Raw genomic sequence first — 19,034 nt, 5'->3', positions numbered from 1 at the left:
CATGGTCGGGCAGGCGATATCCTGAAAGCATGAAGCTCCGTAAATTGTGGTGGGGATCTCTGCTGGCGGGCCTCTGGGTCCCGCTCGCACTGGCGCAGAGCTCTGCACAGAATTCCGCGCAAAGCACAACAACGACTCCCGGTTCCACATCCGCAGCGCAGCGCGCTCGCCAGCTCGACGTCCTCAAGCCGCCAACAAAGGACGATTTCCTTCGTGGTGCCTACGGTCCTTATCGTGCAAATAACGATCTGCTCTCCTACGCCCTCAAACTGCGAGTCGATCCGGACACAAAGACCATCAAAGGCTCGAACACCATTCGCTTTCGCATGCTCGAGGACGGAACGCGGATTCAGCTGGACCTCACGCCTACACTGAAGATCGATGCCATTACATTCAATGGCAAGCCGCTGCAATACACGCGAGACGGCGACACACGCACCCTCTACATCGACTTCCCCGAGACACTCCACAGGGGCAAGAGCTACGAGGTCGTCTTCTCGTACTCCGGGCATCCCGTCACTCAAGGGCGGTTCGGCTGCTTCTCCTTCGACAAGGACAAGGAAGGCAAGCCCTGGATCACCACCGCGTGCGAAGAAGAAGGCGCCAGCGTCTGGTGGCCAAACAAAGACCAGTGGAAGGACGAGCCGCAGGACGGCATGGAGATCGACGTCGCCGTTCCGAACGGGCTCACAGATGTCTCCAACGGGCGCTTCGAAGGCTCTCATGACCTCGGCGACGGGTATACCGAGTGGCGCTGGCACGTGCACTATCCCATCAACAACTACGACGTAGCGCTGAACATCGGCGAGTATCAGCACTTCACACTTCCGCCGCACGGCAAGACGACGCTCGACTTCTATGCGCTGCCGGAAGATCTCGCGAAGGCCAAGGTACAGTTCGCGCAGGTTCCCACGATGCTCGATGCCTACGAGCACTATCTGGGCGAATATCCGTTCGACAAAGACGGCTACAAGCTCATCGAAGTGCCCTACGCCGGCATGGAACACCAGACAGCGGTCGCCTACGGCAATCACTTCGAGAACGGCTACTACGGCCGTGACTGGACCGGCGTCGGCATCAGCATGAAGTTCGACTTCATCATCATTCACGAGAGCGGGCACGAATGGTTTGGCAACGCAATCACAGCTCAGGACCGCTCCGATATGTGGATTCATGAGGGATGGACGACCTACATGGAAGACATGTACGTCGAATACCGCTGGGGCAAAGACGATGCGATCAAATACATCAACGGCCTCAAGCCCAAGGTGCACAACGAGCGTCCGATTATTCCGCCGCACAACACGAACGCCGAGCCTCCGCAGGACCAATACTTCAAGGCCGCTCTCATGCTCAACACCCTTCGCAGCATCATCAATGACGATACGAAGTGGTGGGCCGATGTCCACGACTTCTATCAGCAGTTCAAGTATCAGACGATCATGACCGAGGACGTCATCCGCTGGTGGAATCAGCGCACCGGCATGAACCTCACCCCGTTCTTCGACGAGTACCTGCGGCGCGCCGAGCTGCCCGTCCTGGAACTACGTTTTAACCCCGGCGACAAGACCATGAGCTACCGCTGGAAGGCCGACGAAACCGGGTTCGCGATGCCAATCCAGGTCGGCGATCCGAATCACTGGTCGAAGATCACTCCAAACACCTCGACCTGGCAAACAATGCCCTGGAACGGAACTGCCGATGAGTTTCACGTCGACACTGACCACTATTACGTCGGCGTCAGTCACACGGACGTCGTCTTGTCGGCAGGTGTAAGAGTCCAATGAACCTGAAGCTCCTGGCCGTCGCAATTCTTCTTCCGCTTGCAGGATGCGGCTACCGTCAGGTTGGCTCGGCCACCCATGTGCCCGCTGATGTCCGCACGGTATCCGTGCCCATCTTTCAATCGAAGGTGCAGGCGTACAACAGCGAAACGGCGTTCACCGAAGCAGTTGTGCGCGAGCTCAACACACGCACGCGCTACCGCGTCCTCACAAACGTAAACGCAAGCACGCCTGCTACGGATCAAGGCTCCGACGCAACGCTGCGGGGAACGATTCTCACGCAGGCGATTACGCCGCTCACCTATGACGCATCGAGCGGGCAGACGTCGAGTTACCTCGTCACCATCACTGCCGACGTCGCACTCGTCGGCCACGATGGAACCGTGCTTTATCGCAACAGCGCCTTCGCATGGCGTGAGCAGTATCAGTCAACCCAGGATCTGTCCGGCTTCGTGCAGGAGGACTCGGCGGCCGTCCGCCGAATGGCTCGCGATTTCGCGCAGGCTCTCGTCAGTGACATGATGGAGTCGTTCCGATGAGCGCTTCCTCCAATCCGAGCGCCGGCCTGCGAAGCTTCGCCGCAGTCGAGCGCTTCCTCTCCGAAGCCGCTTCCGATGCTCGCCGCCCTGGATACGTCCTCCTCGGTGACGATGCATTCCTGCTGCAGCGCGCACGACGCGGCGTCCTCGATGCTCTCGTCCCCGCCGATCTTCGCGACTTCTGCCTGCACGATCTTGACCTCGTCGAGACATCCATCTTTGAAGCACTCGACCTTGCACAAACGCCCTCTCTGATGGCGCCGTTTCAAGTCATCTTCATCCGCAATGTAAAGACCCTCTACGGACGCGGACAGAAGAAGGACGAGTTTGCCGCAATTGACGACTACTTTCGCCGTCCGAATCCCCAGGCTCTCATCATCTTCATCGCCGACCATGTCCGGTTGCCGCAGGACTTGCGCACCATGGACATGCAGGACAAAGAGCGCGCAGAAAAGATCCGCGAAACACTGGGCGACGCCTGCGGCATCATCGAGTTGCAGCGCGTCAGCGACGACGACGCCGTCCAGTGGGCGATCCGCGAAGCCGCTTCGCAAAAGATCCGTCTTGCTGAAGACGCTGCGCGCGAACTCGTCGATGCACTCGGCGCCGAAATGCTCACGCTCCAAAGCGAGCTCTCGAAACTCATCCTTTATGCGGAGTCGCAAAATTCATCTTCCATCGAGCTCGCCGACGTCGAGACCATGGTCTCTGCCGCAAAGCAGCGCAGCCTCTATGAACTAACCGACGCGATCAGCGCCAAGGATGCACCGCGCGCCGTTGCTCTGCTGCATGGCCTGCTGAATGCCAGCGAGGCCGGAGAAGACGCTTCTATTGGCCATGTCTTCTCTCTCGCCAAAACCTTCCGCCAAATGCTCGTCTTGAACGAGAAGCAGGTACGGGATCAGCGCGCGATCTGGCAGGTTCTCTGGCCTGGGTTCCGCGTAGCTCCGTTCGCGGCGGACGCGCTCATCGCGCAGGCGCGGCGCTATCGTGACCGCTCCGAGCTCACGCGCGGCATTGAGCTCATCGCCCGCGCAGACGCAGAGCTCCGCTCCAACCCCGCAGACAAACGCCTCGTGCTTGAGCGGCTCGTGCTTCGCCTCGCGACTGTCCAACAGCCTGGCACGGATCGCTTGATGGACGCCTAATCTTCAGTGCTGAGGTGGGCGCCTGGTGCCCACCGGAATATCCGCACCCTGTTGTGACGGTATGTAGTTCGGATCACTCGTCACCTTCGGGTCAGGCAAACTCACCGAAACACCCGCAAGCGTCACAAACGCCAGGCCGTCCCGCTTAACCGAGACTTCGATGTTGTGCGCTCCTGTGCTCAACTGCTGCGGACGTGGGAACTCCACAACGTAGCGATTACGCAGCATTGCAATCCACTGCTGCAATCTCTTCTGCAGATCGCGGCCACTCGCCTCCATCACAATGCCACCGGTCGATTCGCACAGGCCACGGAAGGGATCTGTCGTCTCAGCTCTCCACACACTTTGCGGATCTGAATAGCCATCGTTCATCCCGAACAGCGCAACGCCTTCGCCCGCAGCAAAGGTGTGCAGTCCGCTCCAGGTGATTGTGCTCCCCGAATCCCCTCCTCCGCTGACGACAAGCACCACGGGGCGTCCCGGGCTTCCCCTCAACTCCTTCACCACCGCAACCATCGCACCCAACAGATACACATGATCGCGGCATGTGGCGCCACTCTTGGTCGTGTTCAACCCGGGCGCACTCAGCGCCCTTTGAACCGCGTCCTTAACGCGCTCAGGTTCGGCCGGCACCAGCAGCGCTGAGCGAATCAGGCTACAGTTCAAGGCGTAGATTGATACGTGGTCCTGCGCGTGCAGCGACTTCGCTGCCATCCCCCCAACCGCATCCGCGAAGCTCTCGATCAGATGCCGCTGCGACCCGCTCACATCCAGCAGAATTGCCAACTCCAGCGGGTCTTCGCCCTCCATCCGCACGTTGGTTGGCACGAACTTCTTGCCTTGATCCAGGCTCACGAGAAAGCGGCGAAAGTCGATCGGCGGAAGCGGTTGCCGGTCGTGGTCCAGCACGAGCGTAGGCACCTGCACGAGGTTCGTATACACCTTCAGCGTAAACACGGGCTTCTCGTCCTGTTGCGCCCGGCAGCACGGTGCCAGCAGCACACCGGCCCATACGCAGGTCTGCAACGTAGCCCTCGCAATGGCATTCGGCCACAGCATCGAACCGCATTATCTCAAAGCCACCGTGGCGCAAACAGCTACAATCCTTTTGCAGCCAAAACAGACAGCATCCATGGAGGATTTCGAATGGCGCTTGCTCGAAGCGGGCACGCAATCGCAGCAATTTTTCTCTTCACTTCGATGGGCCTCGGCTTCGCGCAAACCCCCACACCTCCGGCCTCGCCGTCCTTGAGCCAGCCTTCGCAGCCAGACCAGCGGCGTCAGCTCGACGAGTTCTACAAATCCCACTACACCAAGCACGAGTACCGCGTGCCGATGCGCGATGGCGTCAAGCTTTACACCGTCGTGTACACGCCCATTTCAGAGCAGTTCGCCGACCACGGCCCGTATCCGTTCCTCATGTCGCGCACGCCATACAGTTGCGGCAACTACGGTAACAATGTCCTTCAGCCGCATGTCACAAACAATCTCAACCTCATCCATGACGGCTACATCCTCGTCTGCCAGGATGTGCGTGGCCGCTGGGACAGCGAAGGTCACTGGCTTGAGATGACGCCCTCAAAGGACGGCAAAGGTATCGACGAATCGACAGACATGTACGACACGGTCGATTGGCTTCTGAAAAATATTCCCAACAACAACGCTAAGGTGGGCATTCTCGGAATCAGCTATCCCGGTTTTTACGCCGCGGCCAGCATCGTCGACAGCCATCCTGCCATCAAGGCCGCAAGCCCGCAGGCTCCCATCATGGATCTTTGGATGGGTGACGATTCCTACCACGGCGGAGCGTTCATGCTCGACGCCAACCATTCCTTCTACGCGCCTTTCTTTGCGCCGCAGAAGAACCCGCTCACGAAAGAATCGAAGAATAAATTCGAGTTCCCCACACACGACGCCTACACCTACTACCTCCATATGGACACGCTCGCGAACCTCGACTCGCCCGCAGGAGGCACTAACCCGTACTTTCACGACCAGGTCGCGCACACTACCTACGACGATTACTGGCAGATCCGCAATCTCACGCCGCACATGCACGGTGTAAAAGCCGCTGTGCTTGAGGTCGGCGGCTTGTTCGATGCCGAGGATCTCGCCGGCCCCGTGAAGCTTTTTCACTCCATCGAGAAGCTCAGCCCTGACGCCCCGGAGAACACTCTCGTCGAGGGCCCGTGGGTGCATGGTGGATGGTCGCGCGGCCCCGGCAATCGTCTCGGCGACATCACCTTCCCCGACAGCCCCTCAGCTTTCTATCGCGACAATATCGAAGCTCCATTCTTTGCACACTGGCTAAAGGACAAGCCATGGACAGCTCTGCCAAAGGCGTACACCTTCGAAACCGGCTCCGATGTCTGGAAGAAGTACGGCTCATGGCCGCCGAAGCAGGCTGTCTCCAAAACTCTCTACCTTCAGCATGACGGCAGGCTTTCGTGGTCCGCGCCTACCGCAACCGCCAGCAGCGATCAGTACGTCAGTGATCCTGCACATCCGGTACCGTTTGTGCCGTACATCACAGACACCGATGTCCCGCAGCGTTACATGGATGACGATCAGCGCTTCGCCACACACCGCGGAGACGTCCTCGTCTACCAGACCGAGCCGCTCACGCAAGACGTCACGGTCGTCGGTCCAATCAAGCCGCACCTGAAGATCACCTCGACCGGAACGGATTCCGACTTCATCGTGAAGCTCATCGACGTCTATCCCGAAAACTACAAAGCTCCAGACGAGGAGAACGAAGGAAAGCGCGTCACCGGCGCGCCTCCTGTCTTCTTGCAGGGCTACCAGATGCTCGTTCGCGGCGAACCCTTCCGCGCGAAATTCCGGAACTCATGGGAGCACCCCGAGCCGCTCACGCCCGGCAAAGTGACAGACGTCGACTTCACGATGCAGGACATCAACCACACGTTTCTGAAGGGGCATCGCATCATGGTGCAGATTCAGAGCTCGTGGTTCCCGCTCGTCGATCGCAATCCTCAGGTCTTCATGGATATCTACAAAGCGAAACCCGAGGACTTTCACAAAGCAACAGAAACCATCTTCCATCAAGCCGACGCAGCCAGCGGTATCGAGCTGCTTGTGATGCCGCGCTAACCTCGACGCACGCGAAGGGAAGAGCCGCCGGGCAATCACCGGCGGCTCTTCCCTTCCGACCCAAAATCAGGAAGCTTGATCGAACGGCTTCTCCAGGCTCGGGCTCTGCGGCGTAAACAACTCCGCACCGTTCTCCGTTATGTGCATGTCGTCCTCAAGCCGCACACCGAACTTCCCACGCTGGTAGATCCCCGGCTCATCTGAGAACACCATGCTCTTCTGCAACAAGGTCGTATTTCCCTGCACGAGATACGGCCACTCATGCATGTCCAGCCCGATGCCGTGGCCCACGCGATGCGTGAAGTAGTCATACCCCGGCCCATAGCCTGCATCCGCAATCACCTTGCGTGCCGCCGCATCGACAGCCTGCGCTTCTACGCCCGGTCGCGCCGCGGCCAGCGCTGCACTCTGCGCGCGGTGCACGATATCAAACACCTTGCGCTGCTCATCGCTCGCTTTCCCGTAGACCCAACTCCGCGTAATGTCCGATGTATATCCATCGCACGTGCATCCATCGTCGACCATCACAATGTCGCCTTCGCGTATCGTCTGCGTCTGCGCGCTTCCGTGCGGCACCGCTGAATAAGGCCCCACATTCAGCGAAGCCTCGCCATGCACACCGCAGCGCGCATACGCCTTGTCGATCAGCTCCGTCACACGCCGGTTCGTATCACCCGGTGCGCACGACTGATACACCGCCCGATACACGCTCAACGTAATCTCATTCGCCAGCTTCAGAAGCGCCAACTCCGCCGCCGACTTGATCATCCTGCAACCCGCGGTTACCGGTGTCGCCGACACAATCGTCATCGCCGGACACGCCTTCGCCATCGCATGCGAAAACTCAAACTGCGTGTGCTCCTCAATTCCCAGATTCCCGGTCTTCACGGCCGATTCGCTGAGCGCTCGCCGCATCAAGTCAAATGGGCTTTCGTTCTCCTGCCAGAAGTACGATAGCGTCGACTCTCGCTCGGGAAAGTTCGCCAGCAGCTCCGCCGCGCGATCCCGTTCAAACGCCGGACATATCAGAAACGGCGCGGCCGCCCGCGGCAGCACATAACAAAACAGCCGCTCCGACTGCCCCCAATGCGCACCGGTGTAATACACCAGCGATGCCCCCGTCGTAATCACAATCGCATCAATCTTGGTCGCCGTCATCAGGTCTCGCGCGCGGTCCAGCCGAGAGTTCCGCTCACTCACCGTGATCGGCACAATGTCCTTGCGCCGGTCCGTCAGCGCCATAATCGGCGCCGGCAGGCCCTCCTCGGGACACGCGGGACACAGCGCCGCCTGACCGCCGCGCTTCTGCGCATCCAAAGCAAATGTGGGCGCACCCGCAGCCGTATAAAGAACAAATTTTCGCCTCGAGAACATCCCTGCATTGTAGGCGCACCACCGAATACCCTAATATCAGGAGCCTCAGGAGCTATCTGCCCCCATGATCACCAGCGTGCAGCAGCACATCCGCCAACAGCAGGAAAACTTCAAAGAGGCCAGCGGCACCTTCTCCTGGCTGCTCAGCGGTATCACGCTCGCCACCAAGATGGTTGAAGCCAAGATCCGCCTCGGTGGACTAAGCGACACCCTCGGCGCGAAGGGCTCCATAAACGTCCAGGGCGAGGTTCAGCAGAAGCTCGATGTCTACGCCAATGAAGTTCTTCTCCACACTCTCGGCGGTCGCGACTCGGTCGCCGCGCTCGTCAGCGAAGAAAACGAAGAACCGGTCATCATCAACGCCGACCCCGAATCAGGCAAATACATCGTCGTCTTCGACCCGCTCGATGGCTCCTCCAACATCGACGTCAACGTCAACGTCGGTACCATCTTCAGCATCCATAAACGGCTCCCTGGCGAAAACCTCGAAACCGCCATCCTGCAACCCGGTCACAAGCAGGTCGCCGCCGGTTATGTCGTCTACGGCCCATCCACGATGCTGGTCTACACCGCCGGCAACGGCGTGCACGGCTTCACACTCGATCACTCCATTGGCGCCTTCGTCCTCACCAACGAAGAGATGCACATGCCCGAGCAAGGCCCCTACTACTCCACAAACGAAGCGAATGAGACCACATGGCCGCTTCCCTATCAGCAGTTCGTCAATCGCCTCCGTCGCGGCCAGCTCAACGGCCAGGCCTACAGCTCGCGGTACATCGGCAGCCTCGTCGCAGACTTCCATCGCACGCTCCTCAAAGGAGGCGTCTTCCTCTACCCGCCCACACAAAAGGCGTTGAAAGGCAAGCTCCGTCTCCTCTACGAAGCCAACCCACTCGCCTTCATCGCTGAGCAGGCCGGTGGCGCCGCCATCAACGGCGAACACCGCATCCTCGATCTCCAACCCGAATCCATCCATCAGCGCACTTCCTTCGTCGTCGGGAGCCGCGTCGAAGTCGAAGCCCTGCAGTCTCTCGTGGCAAAAGAAGCTGCATATGTAAGGAAAGAAGGCTGAGATTTAATGCCCACGCAAACCACCTCCCAGCGCCTCTATTACGACTCGCCTATCCTCGAGTTCACCGCACATATCAGCGACATCCGCCTCGTCGACAAAGATCCCGCTGCGCCGCCCGACTCCGCACAGCTCTGGCAGGTCGCGCTCGACCGCACCGCCTTCTACCCGGAAGGCGGCGGCCAACCCTGGGACATCGGCGTCCTCATCGCCACCGCGCCCAGCGGCACTACGCTTGAGATCCCCGTAGAGCGCGTCCTGGAAGATGAATCCGGCGAAGTCTGGCACTTCGTCCGCAAACCCCTCACCGAAGGCACCGAGATCACCGGCAAGATCGACTTCGACCGCCGCACCGACCACGAGCAGCAGCACTCCGGCCAGCATCTCCTCTCCGCCATCTTCCTGCGCGAGCTCAACGCGCGCACCGTCTCGTTCCACCTCGGCGCCGAAAGCTCCACCATCGACCTTACCCTCCCCGAAGGGATGGACAAGCTTAGCGAAGAGGATCTCCGCCGCGTCGAAGAAACCACCAACCGAGTCGTCTACGAGAACCGTCCACTCATCACCCACTGGGTCGAGCGACCACTGGCCGAACAGATGCTCGCGCGCGGCGACCTCCGCAAGCTCCCGCCGCTCGAAGGCCCCTTCCGCATCGTTCAAATGCAGGGCATCGAGTTCAACGCCTGCGGCGGCACCCACGTCCGCAGCACCGGCGAGATCGGCTCCATCCTCCTCCGCCGGGTCGAAAAGGTCCGCAACGGCTGGCGCGTGGAGTTCGTCTGCGGCCTCCGCGCCATCCGCTCCGCCCGCCGCGACTACACGCTCCTCGACACCGTCGCCCGCACCCTCACCGTCTCCCGCGCCGACGTTCCGGATCGCGTCGAAAAACTCCTCGAAGACAAGAAGGCACAAGCGAAAGAGATCAAGAAACTGACCGCTGCTCTCACCCCGCGCGGCTGAACCGTATATTCCAGCTGCCCATTATGCTTGCGCTAGGACCTGGATATAACTCCTCGTTCTTCTAGAATTCCTCGCACAAGCCAGTCGATATGGTTGAAGTTCGAAAAAACCCGCATGCATCAAGCTACGCGGGTCAATCGGCCTCAAGAAGTTCCCTCGCTGCACCTTTCGGCCATTTTCATCAACGATTTCGTAATCTTTGGCACCGGTTCCGCGATATCTCACGAACAAATGCCGACGCAGCACGTCAGGCTTACTGATCGGCTCGCTGCAGATAATCTCCCAATAGCCGCGTGACCAACCAAGATGGTTAACCACAGCAGGTCCAAGCAGCAGATTTGACGGGCGCAAATGTTCTCGACTCGGGCGCTCCGGACCGACAGCGTCATAGATGTACACCAGAGACGAATCGAAGTCCGTTCCGAAGAACTTCGTCGTCTTGATATGCCGGCCCCACGCAAAGACTCCTGGTACAGGGGAGAGACGAAATAAGTCTCCGGGCAAAGACTTCTGTCGTTTCTCGCAGAGCCGAACTGCTGTCACTTGGTTTGCTTCTTCGAGCGAAGTCAAAGAGTGCATGAGCGGAGTTTAGACCCAACTGTCTCGTTAGACACCATCAATGCCCACGCTGATTCGCGATCTCAACAGTCCGGCCCATCATGTCCACCTAAACTAGAACTCGTGCCCCTCTACGCTGACGTCGCGCTGCCGGTCCCTCTCGACCGCGCCTTCACCTACTCGCTCGGCGATCTCACCGCCGAAGTCGGCGCACGCGTCCTCGTCCCCTTTTCCGGCCAGCGCCTCCTCGGCGTTGTCGTCGCCCTGCATGACAACCCACCCGCGCCCGAGATCGAGACCAAACGCATCGAGCGCCTCCTCGACGACGCCGCATTGCTCTCACCCGAGCTCCTCGAACTCGCCCGCTGGATCGCGCAGTACTACTGCGCGCCGCTTGGTGAAGTCCTTCGCGGCATGCTTCCACTCACCGCCGAGGTCCGCCGCCACTGGGTCTACCGCATCGCCGAGCAGGGCCGCAACGTCCTCTACGAAGGCTCCGTGAAAGGCTCCTCGCGGCGTTCGCGCCTCAGCCCCGAAGACCAGAACCGCGAGTACGCCGTCCTCAACTACCTCGAGCCCGGCGAGTCCGCCAAGCTCTCCGCCATTCGTTCCGCCACCGGCGCAAACAAAGCCATGCTCGACGCGATGGTGAAGAAGCGCTGGCTCCTCCGCGAACCCCTCACCGAACAGCGCGACGCCCGCCGCCTCGAAACCGTCGCCGTCCTTGAAAGTGAATCGGCCGAGCAAACCCCCGAAGCCTCACAACCTAACAAACGCCTGCCCAAGCTCAACGACAACCAACTCGCCGTCATGGCCGAACTCGCCGGCTGCGGCGGCCGTGAACTCCTTCGCGAACTGCGCACGCGCCTCTCTCGCCGCGGCGTTCCCGACTCCACCGTCAACACGCTCGTGCGCCGCGGCCTCATCCGCCTCGAAGAAGCCGCGCAGGCCTTCCACGTCACCTCGCTCGCCACGCACGGCAAGCGCTTCGCGCACGAGCACACCCTCAACGAATCTCAAACAGAAGCCCTCGCCAGCATCGTCGCCGCCATGCAGCGCAACACCTTTGCGCCGCACCTGCTCTACGGCGTCACCGGCTCCGGCAAGACCGCCGTCTACGTTGCCGCGATGCAACGCGCTCTCGCTAACAACAAATCCGCGCTCCTCCTCGTCCCCGAAATCGGCCTCACGCCCGCAACCGCCGCCCAAATGGTCGCAGCCTTCGGCTCCGAAGTCGCCCTCCTCCACTCGCAGCTCACGCCCGACGAGCGCGCCGAGCAGTGGCACCGCATTCGCCGCGGCGAGGCCCGCATCGTCGTCGGCACGCGCAGCGCCGTCTTCGCGCCCATGCCAGCACTCGGCCTCATCCTCGTCGACGAAGAGCACGACGGCTCCTATAAGCAGGAAGAAACCCCGCGCTACCACGCCCGCGACGTCGCCGTAATGCGCGCCAAACTTCTCGGCATACCAGTCGTCCTCGGCTCCGCCACACCCTCGCTGGAATCCTGGAACAACGCCGAGCGCGGCCGCTACGCGCGCATCGAGATGCTCGAGCGCGTTCAGTCCCGCCCGCTTCCCACCGTCGAAATGATCGACATGCGCGCCGAGTTCCGCGAAACCGGACAGGAGCAGCTCTTCGCTCGCCAGCTCATCGAAGAAACTCAGTCCACGCTAGACCGCAACGAGCAGGTCATCATCCTCCTCAATCGCCGCGGCTACTCCTTCGTCGTCATGTGCCGTTCCTGCGGCGAAAAGATCGAATGCGAAAACTGCGCCATCTCGCTCACCTACCACAAGCACTCTGACGAATCAGACCTCAGCGGCCCCGCACGCGTCGGCGCTCGCCTCGAGTGTCACTACTGCGGCTTCCGGCGCGGCGTTCCCAGCCACTGCCCGAAGTGCAATAGCGAACATCTCTTCTTCCTCGGAGCAGGTTCACAGCAAGGCGAAGAGCGCCTCCAGGAGCTCTTCCCCAACGCGCGGATCGGCCGCATGGACCGCGACACCGTCCGCACGCGCGGCGACATGGAGCGCATCCTCCAGCGCCTGCACTCCGGCGAGATCAACCTCCTCGTCGGCACGCAGATGATCGCCAAGGGCCACGACATTCACGGTGTCACCCTCGTCGGTGTCGTCGGTGCTGATTTCGCCCTCGGCCTTCCTGACTTCCGCGCCGCCGAGCGCGTCTTCCAGCTCCTCACGCAGGTCAGCGGCCGCGCCGGCCGCGGCGACAAACCCGGCCGCGTCCTCGTCCAGACCTACCAGCCCGACCACTACGTCAACAAATTCGCCCGCGAGCACGACTACACCGGCTTCGCCGCGCGCGAAATGTACTTCCGCCGCGCCATGCGCTACCCGCCCTTCGCCGCGCTCGCCAACGTGCTCATCCAAAGCGAGCAGCTCGAAGAGGTCCTCGCCATCAGCACGCAACTCGCCCGTTGGCTCGCCGCCAATCGCCCCGAAAGCGTGCGCATCCTTGGCCCCGCGCCCGCACCGATTCCGCGCATCAAGCGCATCTACCGCTATCACATGCTGCTGAAATCCGAGCGCCGTGACGCCCTCAGCGCCCTGCTCCGCAGCATTCTGGCCCACATCGAAGCCGCAAATATCCCGCGCCGCAACGTCACGATCGACGTCGACGCACTTCACCTGATGTAGTTTTCAGCGAACGCCGGGGTGCCCCATTCATACGCGCAGCGTATGAGTGGGCAGCAAACTACCCGACCAGGTGCAGCTCTTTGCCCGGCTTGAACCGGACCGCGCTTCCCGGTGAAATGCTGACCTCGGCCCCCGTGCGCGGATTCCTCCCCACGCCGGTCTTCCGCGGTTTCACGGTAAACACCCCAAAACCTCGCAGCTCAATTCTGTCTGAGCGGCCAAGCGCCTTTTTCATGCCTTCGAAGATAGCGTCTACCGCGGCCTCCGCCTTGGTACGGGGCAAGCCGGTGCGCTCTACGATGCGCTGAACTAAATCCTGCTTGATCACCTGCGGTCACCTTCCTTCCGTCTTCGCTGGGCACGCGCCTTTCGCAAACTACTGAAAACCGGGCCGCAACCCCGATGCTAGGTAACCCGATTTCACTTGTCAAACGGACTCACAGTAGTTTGAGATACGCTCAAAGCGATACAGCTACTCTCAAAGTAGGGCACGGCCGCCCGTCGGCGCGTCTGTCCGGGAGAATTGATGTCGATCAAAAGCGATAAATGGATTCGTCAGCAGGCCCTTCAACACCGCATGATTGAGCCCTTCAGCGAGAAACAGGTCCGCGAGGGTGTCATCTCTTACGGCCTCTCGTCCTACGGTTACGACCTCCGCGTCTCCGACGAATTCAAGATTTTCACCAACGTCAACAGCGCCATCATTGATCCCAAAGCCTTCGACGAGCGCTCTTTCGTGACGGTTCAGGCTCCCAGCGTTATCATTCCTCCGAACTCGTTCGCACTCGCGCGCTCCATTGAATACTTCCGGATTCCGCGCGATGTGCTCACGATATGCGTCGGAAAGAGCACCTACGCCCGTTGCGGCATCATCGTCAACGTAACCCCGTTTGAGCCCGAGTGGGAAGGGTTTGTCACACTTGAGATCTCAAACACCACTCCGCTGCCCGCGCGCGTCTATGCCAACGAAGGGCTTTGTCAGATACTCTTCTTCCAGAGCGATGAGGCGTGTGAGGTAAGTTATGGCGATCGCAACGGCAAGTACCAGCGCCAGCAGGGCATCGTACTTCCGAAACTTTAGCTCACGGGCTCCGCACGACAGCCGCAGGAGGCCGAACGCACATGACTAATCCAGCATTGGCGAGAATCGGCCTTGTCGCCTCCGACCCGCTTCGTCTGGTCGGCATGGAAGCCATTCTCGCCGACCTGCCCGGCATGGAAGCCGTGCCCCTCGAACTCGATCAGCTTGGCTCCAGACCCGATGTCGCGGTTCTCATTCTGGAAGGCCGCAGCGGCGGTGACACGCTCCACGACCTAATCGCCAAGGTGCGCCGCGAGCATCCGCAACTGCGCATCGTCGTTGTCGGTGAAGGCCTCGATCCCCTGGTCATCGAGCAGGTCATCGGCGCCGGCGCCAAAGGCTATCTCGCCGAAACTGCCAGCGAAGCCGAGATCCGGATGGCCCTCGAAGTCGTCCTCGACGGCTCCGTCTGGGCCCCTCGCAAAGTGCTCGCAAAGCTGATCGAGGGCGGCAGTACCACTGCGTCTTCTGCCTCCGTCAGTGGGGATCGCATTGAAAAGCGCATGACCGCCCGCGAACGCGAGGTCCTCGAGCTCCTCATGGACGGCCGTTCCAATCGCGCCATCGCCGAAGCCCTCGGCATCGACGAAGCCACCGTGAAGGCCCATCTCGGCCGCATGTTGCGCAAAACAGGCGCTCACAACCGGGTCGAACTCACGCTGCGCGCCATCGAAGAGCGATCCACGCATTGAGTCAGCGACTCGCTGACTAAGGTCTACAGCCCTCCGTAATCTTGTCCGGCGCCGCAAGTTAGCGCACTCTTACACCAGTACAGACCTGGGAGAAGAGGGTTGTAGGTCCGGCCACACGGCCAGCCTGCAACCCATTTTTTTTGGCAACCTGCATCGGTTACCTATCCATCTCACGGCATGGACACTAAGCGGAGAAAGCCGAAACGGCTTCCAACCCCCAGATTCTGAAAGGCAAATCAATGAAAAAGTTCTTAGGTGCACTCTGTGGCTTCGCGATGCTCGCGGGCCTCATCCCCGCCCGCGCCGCTGATATGCACAAGATGGACGGCCGGCTCAACGCCGCCGCCGACGTGATTCAGGAGATCATGTCAACGCCCGACAGGGGTATCCCCGAGGGCATCGTCGAGAAGGCTCGCTGCGTCGTCGTCGTTCCCCACTACAAGAAGGGAGCGTTCGTCATCGGTGCAGAGTACGGCCAGGGCGTCGCCACCTGCCGCACCGGACATGGCTGGAGCGCACCTGTCTTCGTCAAGCTCGAAGGCGGCAGCTTCGGTTGGCAGATCGGTGGTCAGTCCACCGACCTCGTGCTCATTGCGATGAATCAGAACGGTCTCGAATCAGCGCTCAAGAGCAAGGTCAAACTCGGTGCGGACGCTTCCGCAGCCGCTGGCCCTGTTGGCCGCAATGCTGAGGCAAGCACCGATATCGTGATGAATGCGCAATTCCTCACCTATTCTCGCGCCAAGGGCCTCTTCGCCGGCTTGGATCTCTCTGGCACCGCGCTCTCCGAAAACCATGACGACATGGACGCTGAGTACGGCAACGGTGACTTCGAAGCGATCCTGCACCACGACACCGCTGTCCCGCCGAACGCGCAACACTTCGTCTCTACCGTGGCCCGATACTTCGTCGTCGCGCGCGAACACTAGTCATCCGGCAGCACGCTGTAATGTCTCAAAAGAAAGGGACGGCACGACGCCGTCCCTTTCTTCATTCGCGCCTGTCCGCTAAGCCGGTCCTTTCTCTAAAATCCATCTAGCGGATTGCGAACAAGACGGGCTCATTCCTCCCCCAACTTTAGAAAGGCATTTCAATGAAGAAAGTTCTTGCAACACTGTCCGGTTTTTTCCTGCTTGCGGGTCTGATTCCCGCCCGTGCCGCCGACATGGGCACACTCAATGAACGGCTAAGCTCCGCCGCTGACGTCATTCAGCAGATCATGTCCACCCCCGACAGGGGCATCCCCAGCTCAATCCTCGCCGGCGCCTCCTGCGTCGTGGTCATCCCGAAATATAAGAAGGGCGCCTTCGTGGTCGGCGCGCAGTACGGCCAGGGCGTCGCCACCTGCCGCACCCCGCGCGGCTGGAGTGCTCCCGTTTTCGTCAAGCTCGAAGGCGGTAGCTTCGGCTGGCAGATCGGCGGACAATCAACCGACCTCGTCCTCGTTGCCATGAACCAGAAGGGCCTCCAGGACATGCTCAAGAACAAGTTCAAGATCGGCGGTGATGCCGCCGCATCCGCCGGCCCCGTAGGCCGCAACGCCCAGGCCGGCACCGACTGGAAGCTCAACGCCGAGTTCCTCACCTACTCCCGTTCCAAAGGCCTCTTCGCCGGCCTCGACCTCGACGGAACTGTCCTCAACCAGAACAACGATGACATGGCCGCCGAGTACGGCAGCCCCATCCCGTTCGAAACGGTCCTGAACGGTGGCACGCCCGTTCCAGCGAACGCACGCCACTTCGTCAGCACCGTCGCCCGTTACTTCGTCGCCGCCAAGCAGCGCTAACCAGCCGTGAGGCTGCTCAAAAACCAACAGGGACGGCGTCAGCCGTCCCTGTTCTTCGTTCTTTACAGTTAGCTAGCTTCGGCCGGGGTCATGCAGAGGCGTAGTCTTCGAATGGACGTCGCGCCGGCGGCTATACGTCCTGTGCTGGCAGCTCTCGCACTCCCACGGATACAGCTTGAACAAAACCATCACACTGTCGAGAACTCCCTGGCGCTTCACGCGCCGGAACTTGCCGTGTCCGCAATTAGAGCAGGGCCGCACAGATACCTCGATTGCCTCGATGATATCTCACCAGCATGACTCGCGTGACAACGCTCAGTTGCACCATAGTCGTACACCTGCTGCTGATGACGCGATCTTCATCATCCCTCTTGCGTAAACTTGGGGGACGTTGACCGTCGCCGCCAAACCACAGCCCGCAAGACGTCCCTCCCTTCGCGAGTGGCTGGAATACATTGCTCTCCGCCTCATCGTCGCCACGCTCAAGTGGCTGCCGCGCTCCATCTCTCGCGCCCTCGGCGCCGCCATCGGCGCTCTCGCATGGCACCTCGTCGCACGTCTTCGCCGCATCGGCCTGCGCAACCTCTCACTCGCCTTCCCTGACATGCCCGCGCCGGAACGCGAGCGCATCCTCCGCAAGCTCTACCGCTACCTCGGCTGGCAGATGTCCGAGTTCTGCCGCATGCCCCGCGCCACTCGCGCCGACGCCCAAAAATTCTTCCGTTACGAAGGCCTCGAGCACTTCCTCGCCGCCCGCAGCCGCGGCAACGGCGTCCTCGTCCTCACGGGCCACCTCGGCGCCTGGGAGCTCTCCAGCTTCTACCACTCCCTCATGGGCCGCCCCATGAGCATGGTCATCCGCCGCCTCGACAACCCCCTCGTCGACACCTTCGTCAATCGCATCCGCTGCCTCCACGGCAACCGCGTCCTCCACAAAGACGACTTCGCCCGCGGCCTCCTCCAGGCCATGCAGCGCGGCGACACCGTCGGCATCCTCATGGACACCAACATGACGCCCCCGCAAGGCGTCTTTGTTCCCTTCTTCGGCACGCTCGCCTGCACCGCCTCCGGCCTCGCCCGCGTCGCCGCACACTCTAAAGCCGCCGTCCTTCCCGGCTTCATGCTCTGGGAACCCGACGAGCATCGCTACGTCCTCCACTTCGGCCCCGAGCTCAACCTCACCCGCACCGATGACTCGGCAGCCGACGCACTCGCCAACACTGCCCTCTTCACGGCTACCATTGAGTCCTGGATCCGCCGCTACCCCGAGCAGTGGCTCTGGGTCCACCGCCGCTGGAAGACCCGCCCCGAAGGCGAGGAGACTCTCTACTCATGAGCCCAAAATCACTCACCGGCCGCCAACTCGCCGAACTCGTCGGCGCTGCCGAGCACCCCAGGGCGCAACTCACGCGCGTCGCCGCAGTCGAAGACGCCGACACCCACTCCATCGTCTTCGCGCAGGACGAAGCCTCGCTCCACCACGCCATCGCCTCCAAAGCCGGCGCCATCCTCGCCTCGCACAACAAGCTCGCCAATCCCTCAGCATTCGACGACCCGCGAATCCTCTGGGTCCGCGACCCGCGCTACGCCATGGCCGTCGCCGCCCGCGCCCTCACCCCACAGCCCACCGAATCCGACATCCATCCCTCCGCGGTCATCCACCCCTCCGCAAAGCTCGGCGCACGTACCCGCGTCGGCGCCGGCACCGTCATCGAAGCCAACGCCATCCTCGGCGACGACTGCACCATCGCCGCGAACGTCACCATCTGCCAGGGCGTCCACATCGGCCATCGCGTCGTCGTGCAGCCCGGAGCCGTCCTCGGCTCCCTCGGCTTCGGCTACGCCCGCAATCGCGAGACCGGCGAATATCTCCTCTTCCCGCAGCAAGGCATCCTCGTCATCGAAGACGATGTCGAAATCGGTGCCAACACCACCATCGATCGCGGGGCCTTAGGTGGGACTCGAATCGGCGAAGGCACAAAGCTCGACAACCTCGTCCACATCGGCCACAACTGCAACATCGGCAAAAACGTCATCATGGCCGCGCAGGTTGGCATCTCCGGCTCCTGCACCATCGAAGACGGTGCCATCCTCGCCGGCCAGGTCGGCCTCGGCGACCACGTCCACATCGGCCCCGGCGTCGTCCTCGGCGGCCAGGGCGGCGTCTTCCCAGGCAAAGAGATCACCGGCCCCGGCCAGGTCTTCGCCGGCACTCCCGCCGAACCCCTCGCCAACTACCTCAAATCCCTCGCCCGCATCCGCCGCCTCAAATAG

Annotated in this window: 16 protein-coding genes; 13 read left to right on the top strand and 3 right to left on the bottom strand. The window is 61.2% G+C overall.

Features of this window, described 5'->3' with window-relative positions; translation table 11 throughout:
* The first annotated feature begins 29 nt into the window (after nucleotides 1–29).
* From VGU25_18315 to holA, 3 genes are read left to right on the top strand one after another with little or no spacing between them, the layout of a single operon-like run.
* The gene (locus VGU25_18315; GenBank protein ID HEV2579167.1) at nucleotides 30–1,787 is read left to right on the top strand and encodes a M1 family metallopeptidase; all 1,758 of its coding nucleotides are present in this window, start codon (nucleotides 30–32) and stop codon (nucleotides 1,785–1,787) included.
* Complete coding sequence (lptE, locus tag VGU25_18310) at nucleotides 1,784–2,323, top strand: LPS assembly lipoprotein LptE (GenBank protein HEV2579166.1); 540 nt, start codon at nucleotides 1,784–1,786, stop codon at nucleotides 2,321–2,323. Before VGU25_18315 ends, lptE begins: the two co-directional genes overlap by 4 nt.
* A complete protein-coding gene (holA, locus tag VGU25_18305) occupies nucleotides 2,320–3,471 on the top strand; it encodes a DNA polymerase III subunit delta (GenBank protein ID HEV2579165.1) in 1,152 nt (383 codons plus the stop codon). The genes lptE and holA overlap by 4 nt, the downstream gene beginning before the upstream one ends.
* Nucleotides 3,472–3,474: 3 nt before the next feature.
* Here holA and VGU25_18300 read toward each other — a convergent pair whose 3' ends face one another.
* Nucleotides 3,475–4,530, bottom strand: coding sequence for a hypothetical protein (locus VGU25_18300; protein HEV2579164.1), 1,056 nt, complete (start codon nucleotides 4,528–4,530; stop codon nucleotides 3,475–3,477).
* A gap of 87 nt (nucleotides 4,531–4,617) precedes the next feature.
* On the opposite strand from VGU25_18300, the gene VGU25_18295 reads away from it, so the two are divergent.
* Nucleotides 4,618–6,582 carry a CocE/NonD family hydrolase gene (locus VGU25_18295; GenBank protein ID HEV2579163.1) on the top strand — a complete coding sequence of 655 codons (1,965 nt, stop codon included), beginning with the start codon at nucleotides 4,618–4,620 and terminating at the stop codon, nucleotides 6,580–6,582.
* A gap of 66 nt (nucleotides 6,583–6,648) precedes the next feature.
* On the opposite strand, the gene VGU25_18290 is transcribed toward VGU25_18295, so the two are convergent.
* Nucleotides 6,649–7,956 (bottom strand): Xaa-Pro peptidase family protein, encoded by a 1,308-nt coding sequence (locus tag VGU25_18290; GenBank protein ID HEV2579162.1) that lies wholly within the window; start codon nucleotides 7,954–7,956, stop codon nucleotides 6,649–6,651.
* A 64-nt stretch (nucleotides 7,957–8,020) separates the two neighbouring features.
* Between VGU25_18290 and fbp the strand changes: the two genes are divergently transcribed.
* The 3 genes from fbp to priA all read left to right on the top strand — a co-directional run bounded on the left by fbp (nucleotide 8,021) and on the right by priA (nucleotide 13,201).
* Nucleotides 8,021–9,028, top strand: coding sequence for a class 1 fructose-bisphosphatase (fbp, locus tag VGU25_18285; protein ID HEV2579161.1), 1,008 nt, complete (start codon nucleotides 8,021–8,023; stop codon nucleotides 9,026–9,028).
* Nucleotides 9,029–9,034: 6 nt separating this feature from the next.
* Nucleotides 9,035–9,985: an alanyl-tRNA editing protein gene (locus tag VGU25_18280; GenBank protein HEV2579160.1), complete on the top strand. Its 951-nt coding sequence runs from the start codon at nucleotides 9,035–9,037 to the stop codon at nucleotides 9,983–9,985.
* 681 nt (nucleotides 9,986–10,666) lie between these two features.
* On the top strand, nucleotides 10,667–13,201 hold the full coding sequence (priA, locus tag VGU25_18275) for a primosomal protein N' (GenBank protein ID HEV2579159.1): 2,535 nt from the start codon (nucleotides 10,667–10,669) through the stop codon (nucleotides 13,199–13,201).
* Between the two features lie 58 nt (nucleotides 13,202–13,259).
* Here priA and VGU25_18270 read toward each other — a convergent pair whose 3' ends face one another.
* Nucleotides 13,260–13,529 carry an HU family DNA-binding protein gene (locus VGU25_18270; GenBank protein HEV2579158.1) on the bottom strand — a complete coding sequence of 90 codons (270 nt, stop codon included), beginning with the start codon at nucleotides 13,527–13,529 and terminating at the stop codon, nucleotides 13,260–13,262.
* Between the two features lie 198 nt (nucleotides 13,530–13,727).
* Between VGU25_18270 and dcd the strand changes: the two genes are divergently transcribed.
* From dcd to lpxD, 6 genes are all read left to right on the top strand, one after another.
* Nucleotides 13,728–14,282: a dCTP deaminase gene (gene dcd, locus VGU25_18265; GenBank protein HEV2579157.1), complete on the top strand. Its 555-nt coding sequence runs from the start codon at nucleotides 13,728–13,730 to the stop codon at nucleotides 14,280–14,282.
* Nucleotides 14,283–14,323: 41 nt separating this feature from the next.
* The gene (locus tag VGU25_18260) at nucleotides 14,324–14,974 is read left to right on the top strand and encodes a response regulator transcription factor (GenBank protein ID HEV2579156.1); all 651 of its coding nucleotides are present in this window, start codon (nucleotides 14,324–14,326) and stop codon (nucleotides 14,972–14,974) included.
* 239 nt (nucleotides 14,975–15,213) lie between these two features.
* Nucleotides 15,214–15,903, top strand: a complete 690-nt coding sequence (locus VGU25_18255; GenBank protein HEV2579155.1) for a lipid-binding SYLF domain-containing protein — start codon at nucleotides 15,214–15,216, stop codon at nucleotides 15,901–15,903.
* A 164-nt stretch (nucleotides 15,904–16,067) separates the two neighbouring features.
* On the top strand, nucleotides 16,068–16,760 hold the full coding sequence (locus VGU25_18250; protein ID HEV2579154.1) for a lipid-binding SYLF domain-containing protein: 693 nt from the start codon (nucleotides 16,068–16,070) through the stop codon (nucleotides 16,758–16,760).
* 391 nt (nucleotides 16,761–17,151) lie between these two features.
* On the top strand, nucleotides 17,152–18,096 hold the full coding sequence (locus tag VGU25_18245; GenBank protein ID HEV2579153.1) for a lysophospholipid acyltransferase family protein: 945 nt from the start codon (nucleotides 17,152–17,154) through the stop codon (nucleotides 18,094–18,096).
* Nucleotides 18,093–19,034, top strand: a complete 942-nt coding sequence (gene lpxD / locus VGU25_18240) for a UDP-3-O-(3-hydroxymyristoyl)glucosamine N-acyltransferase (protein HEV2579152.1) — start codon at nucleotides 18,093–18,095, stop codon at nucleotides 19,032–19,034. The genes VGU25_18245 and lpxD overlap by 4 nt, the downstream gene beginning before the upstream one ends.

The organism is Acidobacteriaceae bacterium (assembly GCA_035944135.1).
Taxonomy (GTDB): Bacteria; Acidobacteriota; Terriglobia; order Terriglobales; family Acidobacteriaceae; genus Granulicella.
The sequence above is the reverse complement of the archived record's forward strand: the minus strand, read 5'-3'. Positions and strand labels throughout refer to the sequence as shown.

What these genes read in the sequence shown, in the direction of transcription:
- lptE (HEV2579166.1), top strand. Translation starts at nt 1,784, where the DNA reads ATGAACCTGAAGCTCCTGGCCGTCGCAATTCTTCTTCCGCTTGCAGGA.
- VGU25_18255 (HEV2579155.1), top strand. Translation starts at nt 15,214, where the DNA reads ATGAAAAAGTTCTTAGGTGCACTCTGTGGCTTCGCGATGCTCGCGGGC.
- VGU25_18280 (HEV2579160.1), top strand. Translation starts at nt 9,035, where the DNA reads ATGCCCACGCAAACCACCTCCCAGCGCCTCTATTACGACTCGCCTATC.
- lpxD (HEV2579152.1), top strand. Translation starts at nt 18,093, where the DNA reads ATGAGCCCAAAATCACTCACCGGCCGCCAACTCGCCGAACTCGTCGGC.
- fbp (HEV2579161.1), top strand. Translation starts at nt 8,021, where the DNA reads ATGATCACCAGCGTGCAGCAGCACATCCGCCAACAGCAGGAAAACTTC.
- holA (HEV2579165.1), top strand. Translation starts at nt 2,320, where the DNA reads ATGAGCGCTTCCTCCAATCCGAGCGCCGGCCTGCGAAGCTTCGCCGCA.
- VGU25_18290 (HEV2579162.1), bottom strand. Translation starts at nt 7,956, where the DNA reads ATGTTCTCGAGGCGAAAATTTGTTCTTTATACGGCTGCGGGTGCGCCC.
- VGU25_18250 (HEV2579154.1), top strand. Translation starts at nt 16,068, where the DNA reads ATGAAGAAAGTTCTTGCAACACTGTCCGGTTTTTTCCTGCTTGCGGGT.
- VGU25_18300 (HEV2579164.1), bottom strand. Translation starts at nt 4,530, where the DNA reads ATGCTGTGGCCGAATGCCATTGCGAGGGCTACGTTGCAGACCTGCGTA.
- VGU25_18315 (HEV2579167.1), top strand. Translation starts at nt 30, where the DNA reads ATGAAGCTCCGTAAATTGTGGTGGGGATCTCTGCTGGCGGGCCTCTGG.
- VGU25_18295 (HEV2579163.1), top strand. Translation starts at nt 4,618, where the DNA reads ATGGCGCTTGCTCGAAGCGGGCACGCAATCGCAGCAATTTTTCTCTTC.
- dcd (HEV2579157.1), top strand. Translation starts at nt 13,728, where the DNA reads ATGTCGATCAAAAGCGATAAATGGATTCGTCAGCAGGCCCTTCAACAC.
- VGU25_18260 (HEV2579156.1), top strand. Translation starts at nt 14,324, where the DNA reads ATGACTAATCCAGCATTGGCGAGAATCGGCCTTGTCGCCTCCGACCCG.